At 42.2% G+C, this 19,005-nt stretch carries 12 protein-coding genes and 3 pseudogenes; 8 read left to right on the top strand and 7 right to left on the bottom strand.

From position 1 onward, the window contains the following. Positions 1 to 71: 71 nt before the first annotated feature. A pseudogene (locus tag CDG60_RS00700) lies at positions 72 to 2,009 on the top strand (Tn3-like element ISKox2 family transposase); the annotation flags it as partial. A gap of 87 nt (positions 2,010 to 2,096) precedes the next feature. Beyond that, positions 2,097 to 4,046 (top strand): annotated as a pseudogene (gene brxL, locus CDG60_RS00695) (protease Lon-related BREX system protein BrxL); the annotation flags it as partial. A 119-nt stretch (positions 4,047 to 4,165) separates the two neighbouring features. Here the strand turns inward: brxL and CDG60_RS00690 are convergent. The 6 genes and pseudogenes from CDG60_RS00690 to CDG60_RS00665 form a co-directional block, all read right to left on the bottom strand. Beyond that, on the bottom strand, positions 4,166 to 4,588 hold the full coding sequence (locus CDG60_RS00690; protein WP_041922162.1) for a hypothetical protein: 423 nt from the start codon (positions 4,586 to 4,588) through the stop codon (positions 4,166 to 4,168). Next, complete coding sequence (locus tag CDG60_RS00685; RefSeq protein WP_020753579.1) at positions 4,560 to 5,288, bottom strand: DUF6602 domain-containing protein; 729 nt, start codon at positions 5,286 to 5,288, stop codon at positions 4,560 to 4,562. The genes CDG60_RS00690 and CDG60_RS00685 overlap by 29 nt, the downstream gene beginning before the upstream one ends. Next, the gene (locus CDG60_RS00680; protein ID WP_020753578.1) at positions 5,285 to 6,226 is read right to left on the bottom strand and encodes an AAA family ATPase; all 942 of its coding nucleotides are present in this window, start codon (positions 6,224 to 6,226) and stop codon (positions 5,285 to 5,287) included. The genes CDG60_RS00685 and CDG60_RS00680 overlap by 4 nt, the downstream gene beginning before the upstream one ends. Further along, the gene (locus CDG60_RS00675) at positions 6,223 to 6,738 is read right to left on the bottom strand and encodes an HORMA-1 domain-containing protein (RefSeq protein ID WP_020753577.1); all 516 of its coding nucleotides are present in this window, start codon (positions 6,736 to 6,738) and stop codon (positions 6,223 to 6,225) included. The genes CDG60_RS00680 and CDG60_RS00675 overlap by 4 nt, the downstream gene beginning before the upstream one ends. A 7-nt stretch (positions 6,739 to 6,745) precedes the next feature. Next, positions 6,746 to 7,711 (bottom strand): CBASS oligonucleotide cyclase, encoded by a 966-nt coding sequence (locus CDG60_RS00670; protein WP_020753576.1) that lies wholly within the window; start codon positions 7,709 to 7,711, stop codon positions 6,746 to 6,748. 326 nt (positions 7,712 to 8,037) lie between these two features. Beyond that, positions 8,038 to 8,793, bottom strand: a pseudogene (locus CDG60_RS00665) (IS3-like element ISAba19 family transposase); the annotation flags it as partial. 207 nt (positions 8,794 to 9,000) lie between these two features. Between CDG60_RS00665 and cml the strand changes: the two are divergent. From cml to CDG60_RS00645, 4 genes are all read left to right on the top strand, one after another. Further along, entirely contained in the window at positions 9,001 to 10,266 is a 1,266-nt protein-coding gene (cml, locus tag CDG60_RS00660; RefSeq protein ID WP_020753574.1) for a CmlA/FloR family chloramphenicol efflux MFS transporter, read from the top strand. Further along, complete coding sequence (locus CDG60_RS00655) at positions 10,259 to 11,464, top strand: ISL3 family transposase (RefSeq protein WP_020753573.1); 1,206 nt, start codon at positions 10,259 to 10,261, stop codon at positions 11,462 to 11,464. Before cml ends, CDG60_RS00655 begins: the two co-directional genes overlap by 8 nt. Before the next feature lie 516 nt (positions 11,465 to 11,980). Then, the gene (locus tag CDG60_RS00650) at positions 11,981 to 12,547 is read left to right on the top strand and encodes a recombinase family protein (RefSeq protein ID WP_000678311.1); all 567 of its coding nucleotides are present in this window, start codon (positions 11,981 to 11,983) and stop codon (positions 12,545 to 12,547) included. 251 nt (positions 12,548 to 12,798) lie between these two features. Then, the gene (locus tag CDG60_RS00645) at positions 12,799 to 13,617 is read left to right on the top strand and encodes an AraC family transcriptional regulator (RefSeq protein WP_032073151.1); all 819 of its coding nucleotides are present in this window, start codon (positions 12,799 to 12,801) and stop codon (positions 13,615 to 13,617) included. Positions 13,618 to 13,644: 27 nt separating this feature from the next. On the opposite strand, the gene CDG60_RS00640 is transcribed toward CDG60_RS00645, so the two are convergent. Then, positions 13,645 to 14,241, bottom strand: a complete 597-nt coding sequence (locus CDG60_RS00640) for a LysE family translocator (protein ID WP_074163998.1) — start codon at positions 14,239 to 14,241, stop codon at positions 13,645 to 13,647. Between the two features lie 426 nt (positions 14,242 to 14,667). Here CDG60_RS00640 and CDG60_RS00635 point away from each other — a divergent pair, with 426 nt between their 5' ends. Both CDG60_RS00635 and CDG60_RS00630 read left to right on the top strand, forming a co-directional pair. Beyond that, on the top strand, positions 14,668 to 15,831 hold the full coding sequence (locus tag CDG60_RS00635) for an efflux RND transporter periplasmic adaptor subunit (RefSeq protein ID WP_032073150.1): 1,164 nt from the start codon (positions 14,668 to 14,670) through the stop codon (positions 15,829 to 15,831). Then, on the top strand, positions 15,831 to 18,932 hold the full coding sequence (locus tag CDG60_RS00630) for a multidrug efflux RND transporter permease subunit (RefSeq protein ID WP_032073149.1): 3,102 nt from the start codon (positions 15,831 to 15,833) through the stop codon (positions 18,930 to 18,932). The genes CDG60_RS00635 and CDG60_RS00630 overlap by 1 nt, the downstream gene beginning before the upstream one ends. Positions 18,933 to 19,005: the final 73 nt, after the last annotated feature.

The raw sequence follows: 19,005 nt of genomic DNA, 5'->3' as shown, positions 1-19,005 counted from the left end.
AATGGATTTTTGCAGGAATTGCTACGTTGCAGGGTCCTGTAGTTAGGATGACACTTTATTTTCCTCCCACACCATTTGCAACGGTTAGGCAACAAGCATTAAGTGTAATGAATAACCAAGATATAGAAACGCTATGCCTGTACTTAAAAAAGCAAAAACGCACGGTAGAAGAATATCAATGGCAATATTATGATGATCAAAACGGGTTAATTGAGCAGTTATTAAGGCCCGTGTTTCTATGTCTTGAATGCCAAGCAGGTAAAGGCTCAGAAGCATTAGTGACCCAGCTCAAAACCACAAAAACAGAACTATTAGCAGGTAATACATTGCAAACAATGGATAGTACACTTATCCAACAAAAACATCGTCCATGGTTAATTAACAAGGATGTTGTTCATCCACAGCGATACGAATGGTTGCTTTACCGTCAACTGGCTTCTCGGCTTAATGGTCGAATTTACTTATCAAACGTCACTAAATATCGTGCGCTAGAAGACGACTTAATTGCATCGTCAATACAGCCTGATCTATTGGCATCATCAACATTGGAAAAGCTAAAGCAGCCGATTCAGAAGCTACTGCAAGTAAAACAAATACGCTTAACAACATCCCTAGAAGATGTTGCTCGTCACATTGATAATGGTGATAACCGCAATGTGATCATGAAGAGCCGAAGTGGCACACGATGGCGACTGCCAGTTAAAGGCTCCCAATCACTTGTCAACAACCCTTTCTTTAAACAAATGATCCCCGTCAGTATTGCTGATGTGTTGCGTTATGTTGAACAAGAAACCAACTTTATGCAATGCTTCGCACACGTGCTGCCAATACAAAAACAAGTAGGCGCCAATCAGGATGATTTATTGGCTATTCTAATTGCGAATGCGACACATCGCGGCGTATATGGGATGGCACAAATATCTGATCGCAGTTATGAGCATCTAAGCACTATACAAGCTAATTATATTAGGCCTGAAACCTTGCAAGAGGCTAGTGATATCATCAATAACGCAGTAGCGGCACTCCCTATTTTCCGCCACTATCACATCCAAGAAGACGTCCTGCACGCCAGTACCGATGGGCAAAAATTTGAAACTCACCTTGAGACTTTTAAAACTCGCTACTCCTCGAAATACTTCGGCACCAACAAAGGTATTACGGCCATGACGTTAGTTGCCAATCATAGTGCGTTAAATGCCCGTATCATAGGATCTAATGAGCATGAGTCCCATTATATTTACGACTTACTACAATCTAATACTAGTGATCTTAAGCCAGATGTCCTCTCAACCGACACCCATGGTGTTAATCATGTTAATTATGCCTTATTGGATTTATGCGGTTATAGTTTTGCGCCTAGGTATGCTCAGTTCACCAGTGTGATCAATGACCTATTTAACGTAACTGAAAGCGACGACGGAAACACGCATCTGGCGCTGAAAAAGCCGATAAAAATGAATGTGATTGAAGAAGGCTGGCAGGATATTCAGCGTATTGTGTTATCCCTTCAAGAAAAACGCACAACACAGGCATTGCTAGTACGCAAATTATCTGGTTATCCATCTAGACACCCTATATTACAAGCATTAACGGAATATAATAGGCTCATCAAAGCCCAATATTTACTTGATTATATTGATGATGCAAGTCTGCGCCAATATGTTCAACGAGCACTGAACCGAGGCGAAGCCTGGCATTTCCTCAGGCGAGCTATTGCATCGGTCAATCGTGACCAGTTCCGTGGAAAAAACGAATCAGAAATAGTCGTCTGGAACGAGTGTGCCCGTTTGACGGCAAATGCTATTATCTACTTTAACTCGATGATCCTAAGTCATCTATTACTGCACTTTGAAGAAGTTGGTGACGAGGAAAAAGCAGCAATAACTCGACAAGTATCACCCGTTGCATGGCAGAACATTAATCTGAGCGGCACTTATCAGTTCGCTAGTAACCGCAAACTACCTGATTTACAGGAAATAACTAGGCCTATTGTTGAAAATGAAGTCTAAAATGAAAGGTAACCCAGCTCCACAAGCCATTAACTGCGAGGGTTGTGGCGATTTATGTTACTTTAGAGGGGAAAATCCCTAGAACCCCAAGAAGGGGCCAATGTCCCGGTCTATGTACTCGAATACCTGCTGGGGATGTACTGTGCCTCGGATGATCCAGAGATCATTGAACAGGGACTACGTAACGTAAAGACGGTTCTGGCAGAGAACTATGTACGACCTGATGAAGCCGAGAAGGTGAAATCCCTGGTTCGTGAACGTGGCAGTTATAAGGTCATTGATCGGGTGACCGTAAAGCTGAATGAGCGTAAGGACAAATACGAAGCCTCCTTTAGTAATCTGGGTATCAAAGATGCCGAAATCTCGGCAGGCATCGTTAAAGAGTATGAAAAATTACTTGTTGGTGGTATCTGGGTCATTGCTACGCTCAGTTATTATTTTGAAGAAGGACAAACCAATTCTCCATTTGGGGTGAGTTTACTCAAGCCGATTCAAATGCCGAATATGAATATGGATGAACTTTTCAGTGGCAGAGCAGCATTAAGCACTGATCAGTGGCGCGAGAGTTTAATCCGTTCGATCGGCATGGAACCGGCTTCGTTAAAAGAGGACGTGCAATGGCACCTATTAGCGCGTATGGTTCCGTTCGTTGAAAATAACTATAACGTCTGTGAACTTGGACCACGCGGTACCGGGAAAAGCCATATTTACAAAGAGTGTTCACCGAATAGTATTCTAGTTTCAGGTGGGCAAACCACTGTCGCCAATCTGTTCTATAACATGAGTAGCCGCCGTATTGGTCTGGTGGGGTTGTGGGATGTGGTGGCCTTTGATGAAGTTGCCGGTATTTCCTTTAAGGACAAAGATGGCGTTCAGATCATGAAAGACTACATGGCCTCAGGATCTTTTGCCCGTGGTCGTGAACAGATGGAAGCCTCTGCTTCGATGGTTTTTGTGGGTAATATTAACCAAAGTGTTGAATCCTTGGTGAAGACTAGCCACTTATTGGCTCCTTTTCCTGAAGCAATGATCGATTCAGCATTCTTTGATCGCTTTCATGCCTATATCCCGGGTTGGGAAATTCCAAAAATGCGTCCGGAATTCTTTACTAACCGTTATGGTCTAATCGTTGATTATCTGGCTGAATTCTTCCGGGAAATGCGTAAGCGTAGTTTTGCGGATGCCATTGAGAAGTACTTCAAGCTAGGGAATAACCTGAATCAGCGCGATGTGATTGCCGTTCGCAAGACGGTTTCTGGATTGATGAAGCTGCTCTACCCACATGGTCAATTTAACAAAGAAGATGTACGGCAATGCCTGGAATATGCACTGCAGGTGCGCCGTCGGGTCAAAGAACAGCTGAAGAAAATTGGTGGTATGGAATTCTATGATGTTCATTTCAGCTACATTGATAATGAGACGCTCGAAGAACATTTTGTATCAGTCAAAGAGCAGGGTGGTGGCGGACTGATTCCCGAAGGTCCAGCCAAGCCAGGTTTCTTATATACCATCGGGCTCAGTAATAAAGGCATGCCGGGGTTATACCGGTTAGAACTTCAAGTGACCAAAGGTTCAGGAAAATTGGCGACATCAGGCTTATGGAATTCAAGCAGTGCCAAGGAGCAGGTCAAGATCGCATTTGACTACTTCAAGGCCAATGCATCCAGAATATCGGGTGGCAGTAAGGTGTTGGAACATGACTTCCACTTACATGTGGTTGAATTACAGAATACCGGACCGCTCAGCCATCTTGCCTTACCAAGTTTAGTGGCTTTCGCTTCTGGCCTGTTAGGACGATCGGTACAGAGTCAGATGGTGGTACTGGGTGATATGAGCTTGGGTGGCTCTGTGACTCCGGTGGAAAGTATTGCCGAATGTCTGCAAGTTGCTTTTGATGCTGGTGCCAAGAAGGTTGCTTTGCCAATGAGTAGTGCGGCAGATATCCCAACGATTCCTGTGGAACTGTTTACCAAGTTCCAGACCAGCTTTTATGCAGATCCGGTGGATGCTGTGTTTAAGGGGCTAGGGGTGGATTAATTTCATATCTGTCTGGAAGAGTTACAGTAGATTGTTTTAAATTCAGTTTCTCAAGTTAAACACCATGTTGTAAAAGCATAATACTGCCTCTTTTAAAGAGCTAGTATTTTAGGGGGGGATTACCCTGTAGAATCATTTTTACCATCACTTTCCGAAGTACAAATTGCTTCCAAATAAAACTGATTTCCGTCTGGGCATGTGACCAAGAAATCTGGGCGTTTAGCTGAATCATTTGCTAATTCCGGGTGAGGAGACAGTGTAAAATTTTGATTTATTAAATATTGATGTAGCAGAAGTTCAAAAGTAGTTGAAGTAAATTGTCTCGGATCGCCTGATTTTAAACGAGCTATTATTTCGGGTTGCTCGATTACAGGATAATTATTCAAACATTGCTCTAAAAGTGATCGCATGTGCTGGGCTTTTGGCCAAGCACAACGATCTAAGAAATCAAATTCTGACTCATTTGCCTGAATAATATCGTGATTTGTACGAATAAAATTTTGGAATAACATACTAATCTGATAACCATTCGGCATATGCATTCACATCGATCATTGGCACAGTACCGCTAAACTGCAACATTGAAATAAGCTGGAATAGAAACGCAGTTGCTGGTTTTCTTTCTGATACAAATGTATAAGCTTTACTAGTAGAATCCCAAATAAAGTGTCCGTGTGCTGCTACACATCCGATATCTATATGATCTATCTCTGTGCTTCCATCCCCTAAAGCGTTCCTTAATGGTTCACCATCACATGGTGACCAATCACTTTCTAGCGTTAGAATTCCACCTAAGATAGGAATTAATGGTTTTGCTGGATAAGTTCCCTTAGCATAAGGTATTGGTAAGCTGGTGCGATGCAACGCTCTTACTGAAGCTATTTTTTGTCGAGCATATGCAACATGTGAAGCATTAATTGTTTGTTTTGCTTCGAAAACAGCATAAACACTTTCAGCTGGGATGATTGTTTGTCCTTCATATTTGAAAATGAAAGGAGAATACTGTCTATCATAAACTACGATATCAATTTGCTCACTGAAAATGCCATTACTATCTACAATGAAAGCTTTATCCGCAGAGTAGCGTTGCGGAAGATAAGTATTAAGCATCTCAAGCCATACTGACTCACTAGCATCACCTTTTGTTCCAGGATGGGAAAATGATTGTCGTGCAATTTCAAGGCGAAGTTGGATATCTTTATGGAAATTACTAAATAATGTTGATAACGACCACTCACTCATATTTTTCTCTCTTCAAATGGTGGCGTTGGATTCATTTGATTAGTGATTTCCAATGCTCGTTCAAACTTAACGCTATGCGCTGGATAGGCATCAAGAACAATTGTTGGGAGAAGTCGCTGAGTTAAATCGGAAAAAGTAAAACCACAACTATCTGCTTTCTCGCCTGTTGCGGCCACAAAGTGATTAATTTCATCATCATTAAAACCTAGAGCCTGAAGAGATTTACTGAGAACAGCATAACGTTGTATTTCATTAGGTCGTTCAAAAGTTAGAATATCTGCTGCTCTGCGTTTAACCGCGGGATCAAGTGCTCCAATCCGATTTGTACACATAATAACGGCAGCTGGCAATTGACCATTAGCAATTCGATCAATACCCCGTATAAATGCGTTAACTCCTGCACGGTCTTCATGATGCATTTGAGCTGATTCTCGAGATTGGGCAAGAGCATCTGCTTCATCTACTAAAAGAATGACAGCTCCACGTGCTGTACCGTCTGCATTTTTAAGTCTAGTGGCGGCTTCTACTGTATAGTCAAATGCGGCTGATAAAAGTTGAGTCATTTCTCCAACACGACCTTGTCCTCTACTTGATAAACTAAGAGGATACAAGGTGATATCAATATTGTCCTGTCGTGCAACAGCATCACCGATAGTTTCCGCGAGTTCTGTTTTTCCTGAACCAACATCTCCTGCTAATACCACAAGTGGTGGACGACGAAGTACATACTTCAATAAATCTTCAGCATCAGGATGGAATTGTTGTGCCCAAGTTCTTAAACCTGAAGGGTTAACTAGAAGGCTAAGTATCTTAGTAAGACGAGCTTTTTGATCATCAAGCCCAACCAGTTTTGCTAATCTTTCTTGAGGCTCGAAATCTGGGAAATTAAGTCTTTTCTCGAAAAGTTGATCAAGTGATGGTGTATTATGTGAAGTCATTTATTGCTCCTTACGCTTGCTCTACTCAATGCTTTCCCTCCAGCTGAGTAATTTTTATCAGTTTCCAAATATCCGTTTACTGTTGGTTCTTGAGCACCAGTACGCTGATATGGCATCCGTGCTTCAAAAGCATCTTTTTGGGCTTGGTTGAGGGCATTCCATGTAGATGAATAAGTATGGTAATTATAGAATGATGCTCCTGAAGTATCGGCCCCTGGCCTTACGCGACCAGGGTCATCATCAGTAGCTCCCGTTCCAGAAAGATCAAGTGCCGTGTATCTCAGCGTGGGTTCAATCCATTGATCGTTGCGTTTAAATCCCAAAGTGAGAGTACCAAAATAGCCGGCCTTTAGAAGCTCAATCACTTCTGTTTCAATATTTGCAATATGATCGTCTGTAGGTCGCTCATAAAATCGTTGCATACGCTTCAAGTCTGCCGCAACCTTTGCTGCCATATGACGTGCATGAGTAACAGTAAAAGTCGTTGACTCGGTGCTAGTAAAGCTAGACATATTTCATTTACCCCTGGAATGATGCACCAAAAACTTTTTGCCAGTAGTACACAGTCTCTTGCTTGGTCGGTGCGGATAAAGCTGCGTCAATAGCATCACCTGCATCAAGTGCAGCCTCGTAAATTGCGCTAGCATTGGAGTCTGTATACAACTGACTGACATTGTTAGAAGCGTTCACAGGATCAATGATTTGAACACGAGTATTAAAGTTTTCAACCGTAGATGCTGGATAATAATCAGTAAATAAAACCTTTTCTTTGAGGTCAGTCTTTGCAAGATAGGTGAAAAAATGCTGAAGAGCTTCAGGATAGTCGGCTAATGACAAGCCTCGATCACACAAGTGTGCGAGTATCAACTCTATCATGAATGATTTAAATCTGAACCCTTCATTAGCAGCTTTCATTCGGGCTGCCCAAAATTTTATTAATCGAACTACTTGAGAAAAATGTTCAGGCTGAGCTTGTTTACGTTTCCTTATAAATTCAAGATGATAAGGAATATTCGTCATCAGAAATGAACCGTTGTCTTGGCTTACTAAATTCCCATACCAATTCGGATTTCCATCATACAATATTGGTACTACATCAACATCCAATCCAGAACCACGAAAAGAAACCGTTACACAGAAAGTTTTTGGCTGAACCTGATCTGGAGAAAAGTTTGGGAATGCTTTACGCAACCGCTCTGCAAGATACTCCATGAGTGTATTTACATCACGTGGTGCATCAGCCCCACTGATATAACATGCCACATCAATGTCGTTAAGAGAGCGTAGTGCCGTACCTTTAGCTAGACTTCCAGCCAACATCATTTTTTTGAGAGTGAAATCTGGATGTTCACTTAAATAATTCTCAAGTCTATCGCGCAGACGTTTTGCTTGTGCTCGAAATTCATTTGCTTTTTCTTTTGGTAGATTGACCCTTTCTTGAGCAAAACGGGCAATATCTTGATGACTTACGTGTTCTCGGGTCATGGGTATTTTCCATAAGTTACATATCAAAATCGACATGATATAAAACTATTTTTTTAATTTATGTTGAAAAACTAATCAACTGTTTTATGACGAATTAGATTGAATAATGAGCTTTCAGCTTTAAGGCTTTTTTTAGGACGGTTAAAAGCTACTAGGTAATTATATAAATGGAGTCTGGGTGAGTTAGCTTGCCGCCAAGTTCTATCGACTATTTTTAGTCGCTGGCTCACGTAAATCGTCATTTGATACACTTCGATGCCTTGCGAATGTATTAATAGTAACTGCAGTGAACCGTACCGGTTTTGTCGGAGACTTTTTTATTTAAGTTAAGCCACCTGACCTAACGGGTTAATCTTATCATAGTACATTGCTTCAAACTCAAAAGGCGACACATAACCTAGTGCACTGTGTACACGCTTTTTATTGAACCAATCTACCCAGTTTAGTGTCGCAAGTTGTACATCTGCTAAACCTTGCCAATCTGCTTTTAAATATTCAATCACCTCTGTTTTGTATAAGCCATTCACCGTTTCAGCCAAAGCATTATCGTATGAATCACCAGTTGTACCGACTGATGCTCGTAAATTTGCTGCTTCTAAACGATTGGTATAGCGAATCGAAAGATATTGCACACCCCTGTCGGAATGATGAATCACATTCTTTGGCATGCCTCGATCGTGCAATGCTTGCTCCAATGCATCGAGCACCATATCTGTATTCATCCGTGTAGATACTTTCCATCCAACAATTGCTCGTGAGAACACATCAATAACAAATGCGGTATATACCCAGCCTGAATGAGTTTGAATATAGGTAAAGTCACCCACCCATAGTTGGTTTGGATGATCAGCATTAAAATTACGTTTCACTAAATCATCTGCCCGTTTTTGGTCATCTCGGTTACGCGTGGTTTGTTTATTCTTACCACGCCAAACACCTTGTATACCTAGCTTTTGCATCAATCGAGCAACTGTACAACGTGCAATAACATAACCCTCACGTTTCAATTTTTGCCAAACTTTACGTACACCATATCGACCTTAACTTTCTTTCCAAATACGTTTCATTTGCTCTGCATGATTATAAAGACTAAAAAATAGGTTCTTTGCACTTTAGCGTGAAGATTGTTACGATATGGACTCATCCATGAGATAACCCGCACATGAGCGCTACCAAGAAAGCAGACAAGTAAGCCGCAGCAACCTTCGTTTTCGGTTGTTGCGGCGTTCTCAAGAACCTAGTTGCTCTGCAAGAGCGCCGCCAAATTCTTAACTTAAGGAGATGGCTTCGTGCGCTCAAAAGATTTTTCTTGGCGGTATTCTCTTCCCGCCACGCTATTGCTGTTATCACCATTCGATTTGCTGGCGTCACTGGGCATGGATATGTACCTGCCCGTGGTGCCTTTCATGGCGGATGCACTTGGGTCCGGTGCAGGGACGATCCAGCTGACGTTGACGGCATACCTGGTTTTGCTTGGAGCCGGACAGCTTCTCTTCGGCCCACTGTCGGATCGGCTGGGTCGCCGCCCCGTTTTACTTGGTGGCGGGATTGCCTATATTGCGGCTTCATTCGGCCTCACCGTAGTTTCATCGCCAGAACTTTTTCTGAGCTTCCGCGTTCTTCAGGCCTGCGGCGCTTCGGCATGTCTCGTTTCCACTTTCGCGACGGTACGCGACATCTATTCGGGCCGTGAGGAAAGCAACGTCATCTATGGCTTGCTCGGCTCTATGCTTGCGATGGTTCCTGCGATAGGCCCACTGCTAGGAGCGCTGGTCGACGCGTGGCTCGGATGGCGCGCAATCTTCGGCTTGCTAGGGATGGCAATGATAGGCGCTGTTATCGCAGCCTGGCGACTCTGGCCAGAGACTCGGCGGCACCGGACGGCAGACCTACAGTGGTCGCAGCTATTGACTCCTGTGAAACACCTGAACTTCTGGCTGTACACGCTCTGTTACAGCGCGGGGATGGGCAGCTTTTTCGTCTTTTTCTCGACCGCCCCCTGGCTAATGATGGGGAGGCAAGGGTTATCGCAACTTAGCTTCAGCTTGCTATTTGCTACAGTGGCCATCGCTATGATGGCTACAGCGCGAATCATGGGACGACTGATTCCCCGGTGGGGAAGCCTGAAGACCTTACGAGTGGGAATGGGGTGTCTGATGGCGGGAGCGCTGTTGCTCGCTGTTGGCGAGACATTGGCACCGGTCTCGGTGCTTGGCTTCATCGCCCCGATGTGGCTCGTGGGTGTTGGTATCGCCACTGCGGTATCGGTGGCACCCAATGCCGCTCTTCGAGGTTTCGATCATATCGCTGGGACCGCTACAGCAGTCTACTTCTGTTTGGGTGGACTACTGTTAGGGATTATCGGGACACTCATTATTACGCTTTTATCGACTGGTACCACCTGGCCGATCATCGCTTATTGCCTCATCCTCGCAACAGCAGTGCTTTGTCTGTCCTGCATCAATCCCAACAGACGCCATCTCAGCCAAGAAGAACATGATGCCTTGGCGCTACAAGGCACCGATAGCGCGCAATCGGTCCATGATCATGACTAGCGCTGATGTTTGGAGCCTGTTCTGGAAGGGCTTTTCGCCAGCGTCTCATGGGCTTCTAGATGAACAGACTTTGCTGATCCGTCTTACACACGACGAGGAGCATACGCCAATTTGTAGCCGATGCGATTGCCCTTGTTTCCTGGTACATGACATCAATTGGCGCCGAGTTCGCGAGTCACCAATTATGCAGTATCGCGTCGAGTTGGATGTACCTGTGCGGCGGCTGCGTTGTCCACAATGCGGTCCAACCAGAGAGCGGATCGATTGGCTACCACCGCGCTCCCGTATTACGCAATCATTGCGCAACTGGATTGAGAAATTAGTACAGATGCTGCCCGTCAGTCATGTTGCCAATCTTTTGGGCTTGCATTGGCATACAGTCAAGACTATTGACATGGAGCGGCTCAAACGTGATTTGCACGAGCCAGATCGAAGTCGATTGCGCCGCCTGATGATGGACGAATTCGCCTTGCACAAGGGTCATCGCTACGCCACGGTGGTCGCCTGTGCCGACACCCAGCAAGTGGTGTGGATTGGCGAGGGCCGCTCGCGTGAGGCGATCCGGCCGTTCTTCGAGTGGTTAGGCGATGCCCGGAACCAGATCGAGGCAGTGGCCATGGACATGAACTCAGCCTTCGATCTTGAAGTGAAGGCCCAGTGCCCCAACGCGGTGGTGGTCTACGACCTGTTCCATGTGGTGGCTAAGTATGGCCGCGAAGTGATGGATAGAGTGCGAGTTGATCAGGCCAATCAACTGCGAGATGACAAGGTCGCCCGCAAGGTGATCAAAAGCAGCCGTTGGATACTGTTACGCAATGCTGACAACCTTGAGCCCGAGCAGGCGGTCAAGCTGGACGAACTCCTGGCCGCCAATGCGTTCTTGACTACGGTGTACGTGCTCAAGGACCAACTTAAGACGCTATGGTTTGCGGAAAGCGAGACGACGGCCAGAAGCGCCTGGCGGGAATGGGCCGGCATGGCCCTCGGTAGCGGAATTGATGCTTTGGTACGATTTGCCAAGAAGCTGGAGCCATATATGGAGGGTATCGTTTCCAGTGCCCTCCACCGGCTGAACACCAGCGTGCTGGAGGGCATGAACAACCGGATCAAAGTCATTAAGCGGATGGCCTATGGATACCGCGACACGGACTACTTCTTCCTCAAGATCCGTGCTGCATTTCCCGGCAAAGTGCGATGAACTAAAAAATAGAGCCTAATGGCTCTATTTTTTTGATTTCGTGAAATTAATGAAATTTGTAACAATCTCGAAATATGTGCCAAAAATCTCACATCAATTGTCTTTCAGCGCTGTCATTTAGCGAAAGTTCTTGTAGAACACCATTTAATTTTATTTTAGAAATCCAAATTTAAATGACACCTGTCATGTCGTTCAACGGTCGTTATTGGGTTTTGAATCATATAATTTATTATTGATAGTAAAAAAGGCTGCGAATTGCAGCCTTTTCATTTGGTCGTCTATGACAACTTATGTGTCGTTCTTTGCCAACTTATGTGTCACGTGACGGCAAGAGTCACTTATCGTATTTTATAAGCTTTAATGTATCTTTAAAGTATACCCTAAAGTTACAATCTGGAAGTTCATGAAATTATGTATCATTTAAATGATTTTTAATCATAAGTAACATGTAACTTTAGTGTTAAAGAATTATAATTTACGAAATTGTTCATTTTTATCCAATTGGGGCGTGAAAAAGTGAAAGGCCAAAAAGTAGGGTATGTCCGGGTAAGTTCTGTCGAGCAAAACACTGGACGTCAACTTGAAGGAATTGAGGTCGACCGGATTTTTGTTGACCGTGCTTCAGGTAAAAATACTGACCGACCTAAATTTCAGGAAATGTTGAACTATGTCCGGGAAGGGGACAGGGTGATTGTACATTCAATGGATCGTTTTGCGCGAAGCCTAAAAGATTTGGTCACTGAAGTAGATAAACTGGTCAAACGAGGGATCGCCATCCAGTTTGTAAAAGAAAATATTACTTTTACAGCCGAATCCACCCCGATGGATAATTTGATGCTTCAAATGATGGGTGCTTTTGCACAGTTCGAACGTGAGATCATTTTAGAGCGGCAAAAGGAAGGAATAAAACTCGCCTCTGCTCAGGGGAAGTACAAAGGTCGGGTGCATAAACTAAAGCCTGACCAAGCTGAAGCTTTACGACAAGCATGGAAGGAGGGGAAGTATCCATCGAAAATGGCATTAGGGAAAGCTTTTGGGATTAGTCGTCAGGCGGTATACCGATATTTACAAGTTAGTGAATAGCTTATTGGGATTAGCAACTAAATTTAGTTTAACTTATAAAAATCATGAAACACTGTTCGAATTTTAAGCGTGGAACATGAATAATCAATAAAAAGCCGCTCTGCTGGTGCCCTATATTTCAGAACGGCTTGCTTTAATATAATGATATTTAAAGAGAAATATCAAGCATTACGTATAACGTGTATTATGTTAATTTTAGGAAAAGTGAAAAATAATCTACAATAGAATCTACGAAAAATTGGCCATCAATTATGCCTGATTTCTCCAGTGGAAATAATTGGATTGTGAGATCCCCCACTCAAAATCATAAATTAGAAAGAATTGAAGCATTTCTTTCCAATTATGCTTATAAACCTCACCGACATGATACTTATGCTATTGGCAGGACTCTTTCCGGAGTTCAAAACTTTCATTACAAAGGTACATTGCAACATAGCTTGCCAGGCATGACTATGGTTCTACACCCGGATGAAAAGCATGATGGTGAATCAGGAACATTAGATGGCTATCGCTATAGAATGATTTACATCGAACCAGCGATGATCCAAACCATTTTAAAGGGTAAACCTTTGCCTTTTATCAGACATGGCTTAAGTAATGATATTCGCCTGTTTAGGGCAATGGATAGCTTTCTAAATAATATAAATAATTATATGGATACCCTAGAAGAGGAAGATGCTCTATTTGATTTGGCAACTACACTGTGTGAAATTTCAGATACTTCATCTAACCAAAACAAAAAATTTGACTACAAGGCAGCAGAGAGAGCGCGTGAGTGTATTTTGGCGTATCCACATGAAAACTTAAGTTTGTCAGATTTAGAGAAACATGCTGATCGTGACCGCTGGAGCCTTTCTCGTGATTTCCGATTATTATTTGGAACTAGCCCACACCGTTATATGATCATGCGTCGCTTAGAAACAGTTAAGTTCTACCTTGCTCAAGGGGAGTCTATTGTTAATGCTGCTTTAAATGCAGGCTTTTTTGATCAGAGTCATATGACCAGACATTTTATAAAAACATTTGGTTTAACTCCCACTCAATGGAAAATGATAAATATTAAAAGATAGCCGTTCGATTTGAACGGCTAATTTGTCCTACAGCAGATTTATTCCATTAAGAAAATCTTTGAACATAAAAAGCCCTGATAAAATCAAGAGTATACCCATCAGCTTATTTAGCCGATTAAACCAGATAGGATTAGCAATTTTGTTGCCTAATACTTTTCCAACCAGAGCATAGGTGAATGGTGCGCCAACAGCACCAAGTGAAATCAGTAAAGAAACTATCAAGATCATGATTCCTGTGATTTTGGCTGCAGGGTACATAATTGTCGTAACAGGTAGAATGACGAGAATGGCTTTTGGATTTAATAACTGAATAAATAAGCCATTTAAGAATGTTAGATGGCTTTCTTGCTGTTGAGTTGTTTCTACATTCGCCCTAATCATTTTTATAGCCAAGTAGAATGTATAAATTGCACCCGCTAAAGCAATATAATGAATCAATCCATGTGGAATAACAGCTTCACCTATATAGCCAAACAATACGAATAAGATCAACATGGCGAAACCAATGCCTAGGTAAAATCCTATAGTCTTTTTTAATTGACCTGTAAGGCCAGAATTTAGCCCCATAAAATTTACAGGGCCTGGGCTATACATAACGCTTAATGTATAAAGAAATATTTCCACAGAGTTCACTCAATTAGATAGCAATAAACATCAAAGAGAGAACGGTATCGAGTTATAGGCCTTAAAGATTGTACGTTTGTGCTGAACTAATTAAAAATTTCTATTTAACTTATGTTCACCTAAAGTTCACTTCATAAGTGTATAAAGAAACTATGTATTGTATTTTCAATTGCTTATATAAATATTAGTCTTGGTTTAGAATTTTAAAGTTCATGAACTATGAGAAAAAACTAAGATACGATCAAAATTGTAGAACAACAAAATTATTTATACTAATTTACAAGCCACGCTGTTTAAGCGTGTCATTAAAAAATAAATCTTTTAATCTCTCCACACAATCTCCACACAATCTCCACACAACATCAGCAATTCATAAACACTGCTATTTCAAAATAGTAGTATCTAAAACCCCCCCTCTGAAAAAGCATGTCAACACATTATCATTTAATAGGTTCAATACTTATTACAACTGTACTTTTAATCGGCTGTACACAAGCCAAAGATGCTGAACAGTCCCCAACAGAAATGCCACCAGCGGTTGTCAGTACCATCACGGTATTACCGCATTCCATGAATTTAATTGAAAATCTTCCAGGCCGTGTTGTCGCTTACCGTATTGCTGAAATTCGCCCGCAAGTAGGTGGAATTGTTGATAAAGTACTTTTTAAGCAAGGCTCTTATGTGCAAGCAGGTCAACCGCTTTTTAAATTGAATTCTGAAATATTTCAGGCAGATGTAAAAAGCAATCAAGCCACTTTAAACCGTGCACAAGCTGAGGTGACACGTTTGCAGGTGCTGTTAAAACGCTACACTGAATTAGTAAAAGTAAATGCGGTTAGTCAGCAGGAATACAACAATACCGAAGCAGATTATCAAAAAGCAAAAGCCGATGTGGCGCAAATGCAAGCCATGTTAAGCAGACAACAACTTAATCTTAAATATGCGACTGTTACAGCCCCTATCTCGGGAACGATTGGTGAAATCTTAGTGACTGAGGGTGCATTAGTTGGTCAAGGTGATACTAATGCAATGGCCGTAATACAACAGATTAATAAAGTCTATGTTGATGTAAAGCAATCAATTAGTGATTATGAAAAACTACAGGAAGCTTTACAGCAAGGTGACGTGTCAAATACCAAACATACGGTTGAAATCCTAAATAGTCAGGGTAAACCTTATAACGTTACAGGTGAAATCCTATTTTCGGATACTAAAGTTGATCCTGATACGGGTGATGTCACAATCCGTATTTTAGCCAATAATGAAAATCAAAAACTTTTGCCAGGCATGTATGTTCGAGTCAATATGAGCCGAGCTCAAGTTGAAAATGCGCTCCTAGTTCCAGAACAAGCGATTCAACATGATATTAGTGGTAAAGCCAATGTTACGATTGTTAATCAAAAAGGTTTAGCGCAAAGCAAGCCTGTTCAGCTTGGTCAACGTTATCAAAATAACTATGTGATCAAACAAGGGTTACAAGCAGGTGAGAAAGTCATTGTTGAAGGGGCTGATCGTATACAGCCTGAGCAAAAATTAAAAATTAAGCAGTGGCAACCTACAAATATTAAGGAAAATGGAGGACAGCAATAATGTCCCAATTTTTCATTAGGCGTCCTATTTTTGCATGGGTGATTGCTTTATTTATTATTCTGTTGGGTGTACTAAGCATCCCCAAGTTACCTATTGCACGATTCCCAAGTGTTGCGCCACCACAGATTAGTATTACGGCAATCTATCCAGGTGCTACGCCAAAAACATTGAATGATAGTGTTGTGACCTTGATTGAGCGGGAAATGTCAGGTGTCAAAAACTTACTTTATTACAGTTCAAGTTCAGATAGTTCTGGAACAGCAACAATCACCGCAACATTTAAACCAGGTACAGATGTAGAACTTGCACAAATTGATGTGCAAAACAAAATTAAAGCCATTGAGTCACGCTTACCTCAAACAGTGCGACAACAAGGGCTGATGGTCGATGCTGCGTCGTCTGGTTTTTTAATGATGGTGGGCTTAAGTTCACCGAATGGCAAATATAGTGAAATTGATGTCAGTGACTATATGACTCGCTATGTGATTGAAGAATTAAAGCGGGTTGACGGTGTTGGTAAAGTCCAAAATTTTGGTGCTGAAAAAGCCATGCGGATTTGGGTCGATCCAGATCGTTTGGTTTCTTATGGATTGAGTATTCAAGATGTGAATACAGCCATCCAAAACCAAAACTTGCCGATATCACCAGGTCGTATTGGTGATGTTCCTGCTTTGACGGGGCAACAAATTACTATTCCTTTAACTGCTCAAGGTCAATTAGAAACTGTAGAGCAATTCAAGAAAATTAGTTTACGTGCTCAACAAAATGGCGCCAATGTTCGACTGTCGGATGTCGCTCGTGTCGAAATCGGGGCACAGATGTATAACTTTGCGATTTTAGAAAATGGCAAAGCCTCTACAGCTGTGGCGATACAAATGAGTCCTGGTGCCAACGCTGTCAAGACTGCAGAAGGTGTTAAAGCGAAAATTGAACAGTTAGGTTCAGCACTGCCTGATGGTATGAAATTCTCTATACCTTACGACACTGCACCTTTTGTAAAAATCTCGATTGAAAAAGTAATCATGACATTGCTTGAAGCTATGGCATTAGTTTTTATTGTCATGTTTATCTTTTTACACAATGTTCGATACACCTTAATTCCGGCGATTGTTGCACCGATTGCATTGCTTGGCACATTCTCAGTCATGCTGCTTGCTGGTTTTTCGATTAATGTGCTGACCATGTTCGGTATGGTGCTTGCGATCGGGATTATTGTCGATGATGCGATTGTGGTCATTGAGAATGTTGAACGCATTATGGCGACAGAAGGCTTATCTCCAGTTGAAGCCACATCTAAAGCCATGAAGGAAATTACCAATCCGATTATTGGCATCACCTTAGTGTTAGCCGCTGTATTCTTGCCGATGGCATTGGCGTCAGGCTCAGTGGGGATTATCTATCGTCAGTTCACCATTACCATGTCGGTTTCAATTTTATTCTCAGCTTTCCTTGCACTGACATTAACCCCTGCGTTATGTGCAACGATGTTAAAACCGATTGATCAAGACCATCAGAAAAAGGGTGTTTTTGCATCGTTTGATCGCAGTTTTGAGAAGCTGAACAATCGCTATGAACGCAGTTTATTTAAAGTAATTAAACATAAAACCCTCGCAATGTTATGTTTCTTAGGCATTGTCATTGTGCTGATTTTTAGTTTTAAACACGTTCCGACTGCGTTTATGCCAGAAGAAGATCAGGGGTGGTTTATGACTTCGATTCAACTTCCTGCGGATGCAACTCAAGAACGTACCCGTAAAGTCGTTGCTGAGTTTCAAAATTATTTAGACCAAGAAACGGGGATTAAAGACAATATGGCGGTCTTAGGTTTTGGTTTTAGTGGATCTGGTCAGAATACAGCGATGTATTTTACCAATCTATTGCCATTCGAAGAGCGTACTATTACGGCACAAGAAGTCGTGAATAATGCCAATATAGCGATGGCTGAAAGTTCAGAAGGTCAAACCATGTCTGTGTTACCACCAGCAATTGATGAATTGGGTAACTCATCTGGTTTTTCACTGAGATTATTAGATCGTGGCAATATTGGCATGCCTGCTTTAAGAGAAGCACAAGATCAGCTTTTAGCATTAGCAGCACAAAGTAAAATCGTGGCGGAGGTCTATCCTGAAGGTTTGCCAGATGGCAGTTCTGTACAGCTTAAAATTGATAGAGATAAATTGCAGGCATTAGGTGTTAATTTCAGTGATGTGACCGATATTATTTCAACCTCAATGGGTTCGATGTATATCAATGATTTTCCAAATCATGACCGTATGCAGCAAGTCATTGTGCAACTTGATGCCAAATCACGCATGAGTATTGAAGATATTCTTCAGATTAAGGTGAACAGTCAAAGCGGTAAATTGGTTTCAATGTCTGAAATAATTACTCCAATTTGGCAACATTCCCCACAACAATACAATCGTTACAACGGTCGTCCATCATTGAGTATTTCTGGCAGTCCAGCAGCAGGTATATCTTCAGGACAAGCCATGACTGAGATGGAAAATTTGATTGAACAACTTCCGAAAGGTGTGGGTTATGAGTGGACTGGGATTTCTCTAGAAGAAAAACAGTCGGAATCACAAACCTTGTTTTTATTACTGTTGTCGATGTTAGTCGTTTTCCTTGTCTTGGCAGCGCTTTATGAAAGCTGGTCAATTCCATTCTCTGTGATGCTAGTTGTCCCTCTAGGGTTGATTGGCGCCTTTTTAGCAGTAATGTTACGTGGTATGCCAAATGATATTTTCTTTAAGGTCGGCATGATCACGATTATTGGTCTATCTGCAAAGAATGCTATTTTGATTGTTGAGTTTGCAAAAGCACTAAGAGAAGAAGGAATGGGTTTAGTGGAGGCAACCGTTGCAGCCGCTAAATTGCGCTTACGTCCAATCCTAATGACATCTTTGGCATTTACCTGTGGCGTTATTCCTTTAGTCATTGCCAGTGGCGCTAGTTCTGAAACTCAAAAAGCGATTGGTACAGGCGTCTTTGGCGGCATGATCAGCGCAACAATTCTAGCTGTTATTTTTGTACCGATTTTCTTTATTGTCGTCATGAGCATGGTTGAGAAATTCTCGAAACGTAAAGCGGCACATTAAGCATCAAAACTGAGAATAAAAGCTGTGGGTTAACGAGTTTAGCCCACAACAAATCTTTCATTTACATCTTTAT

The organism is Acinetobacter chinensis (genome assembly GCF_002165375.2).
In the GTDB taxonomy this organism is placed as follows: Bacteria; Pseudomonadota; Gammaproteobacteria; order Pseudomonadales; family Moraxellaceae; genus Acinetobacter; species Acinetobacter chinensis.
Note: the sequence above shows the minus strand (reverse complement) of the source record. Positions and strands in the feature narration are given on the sequence as shown.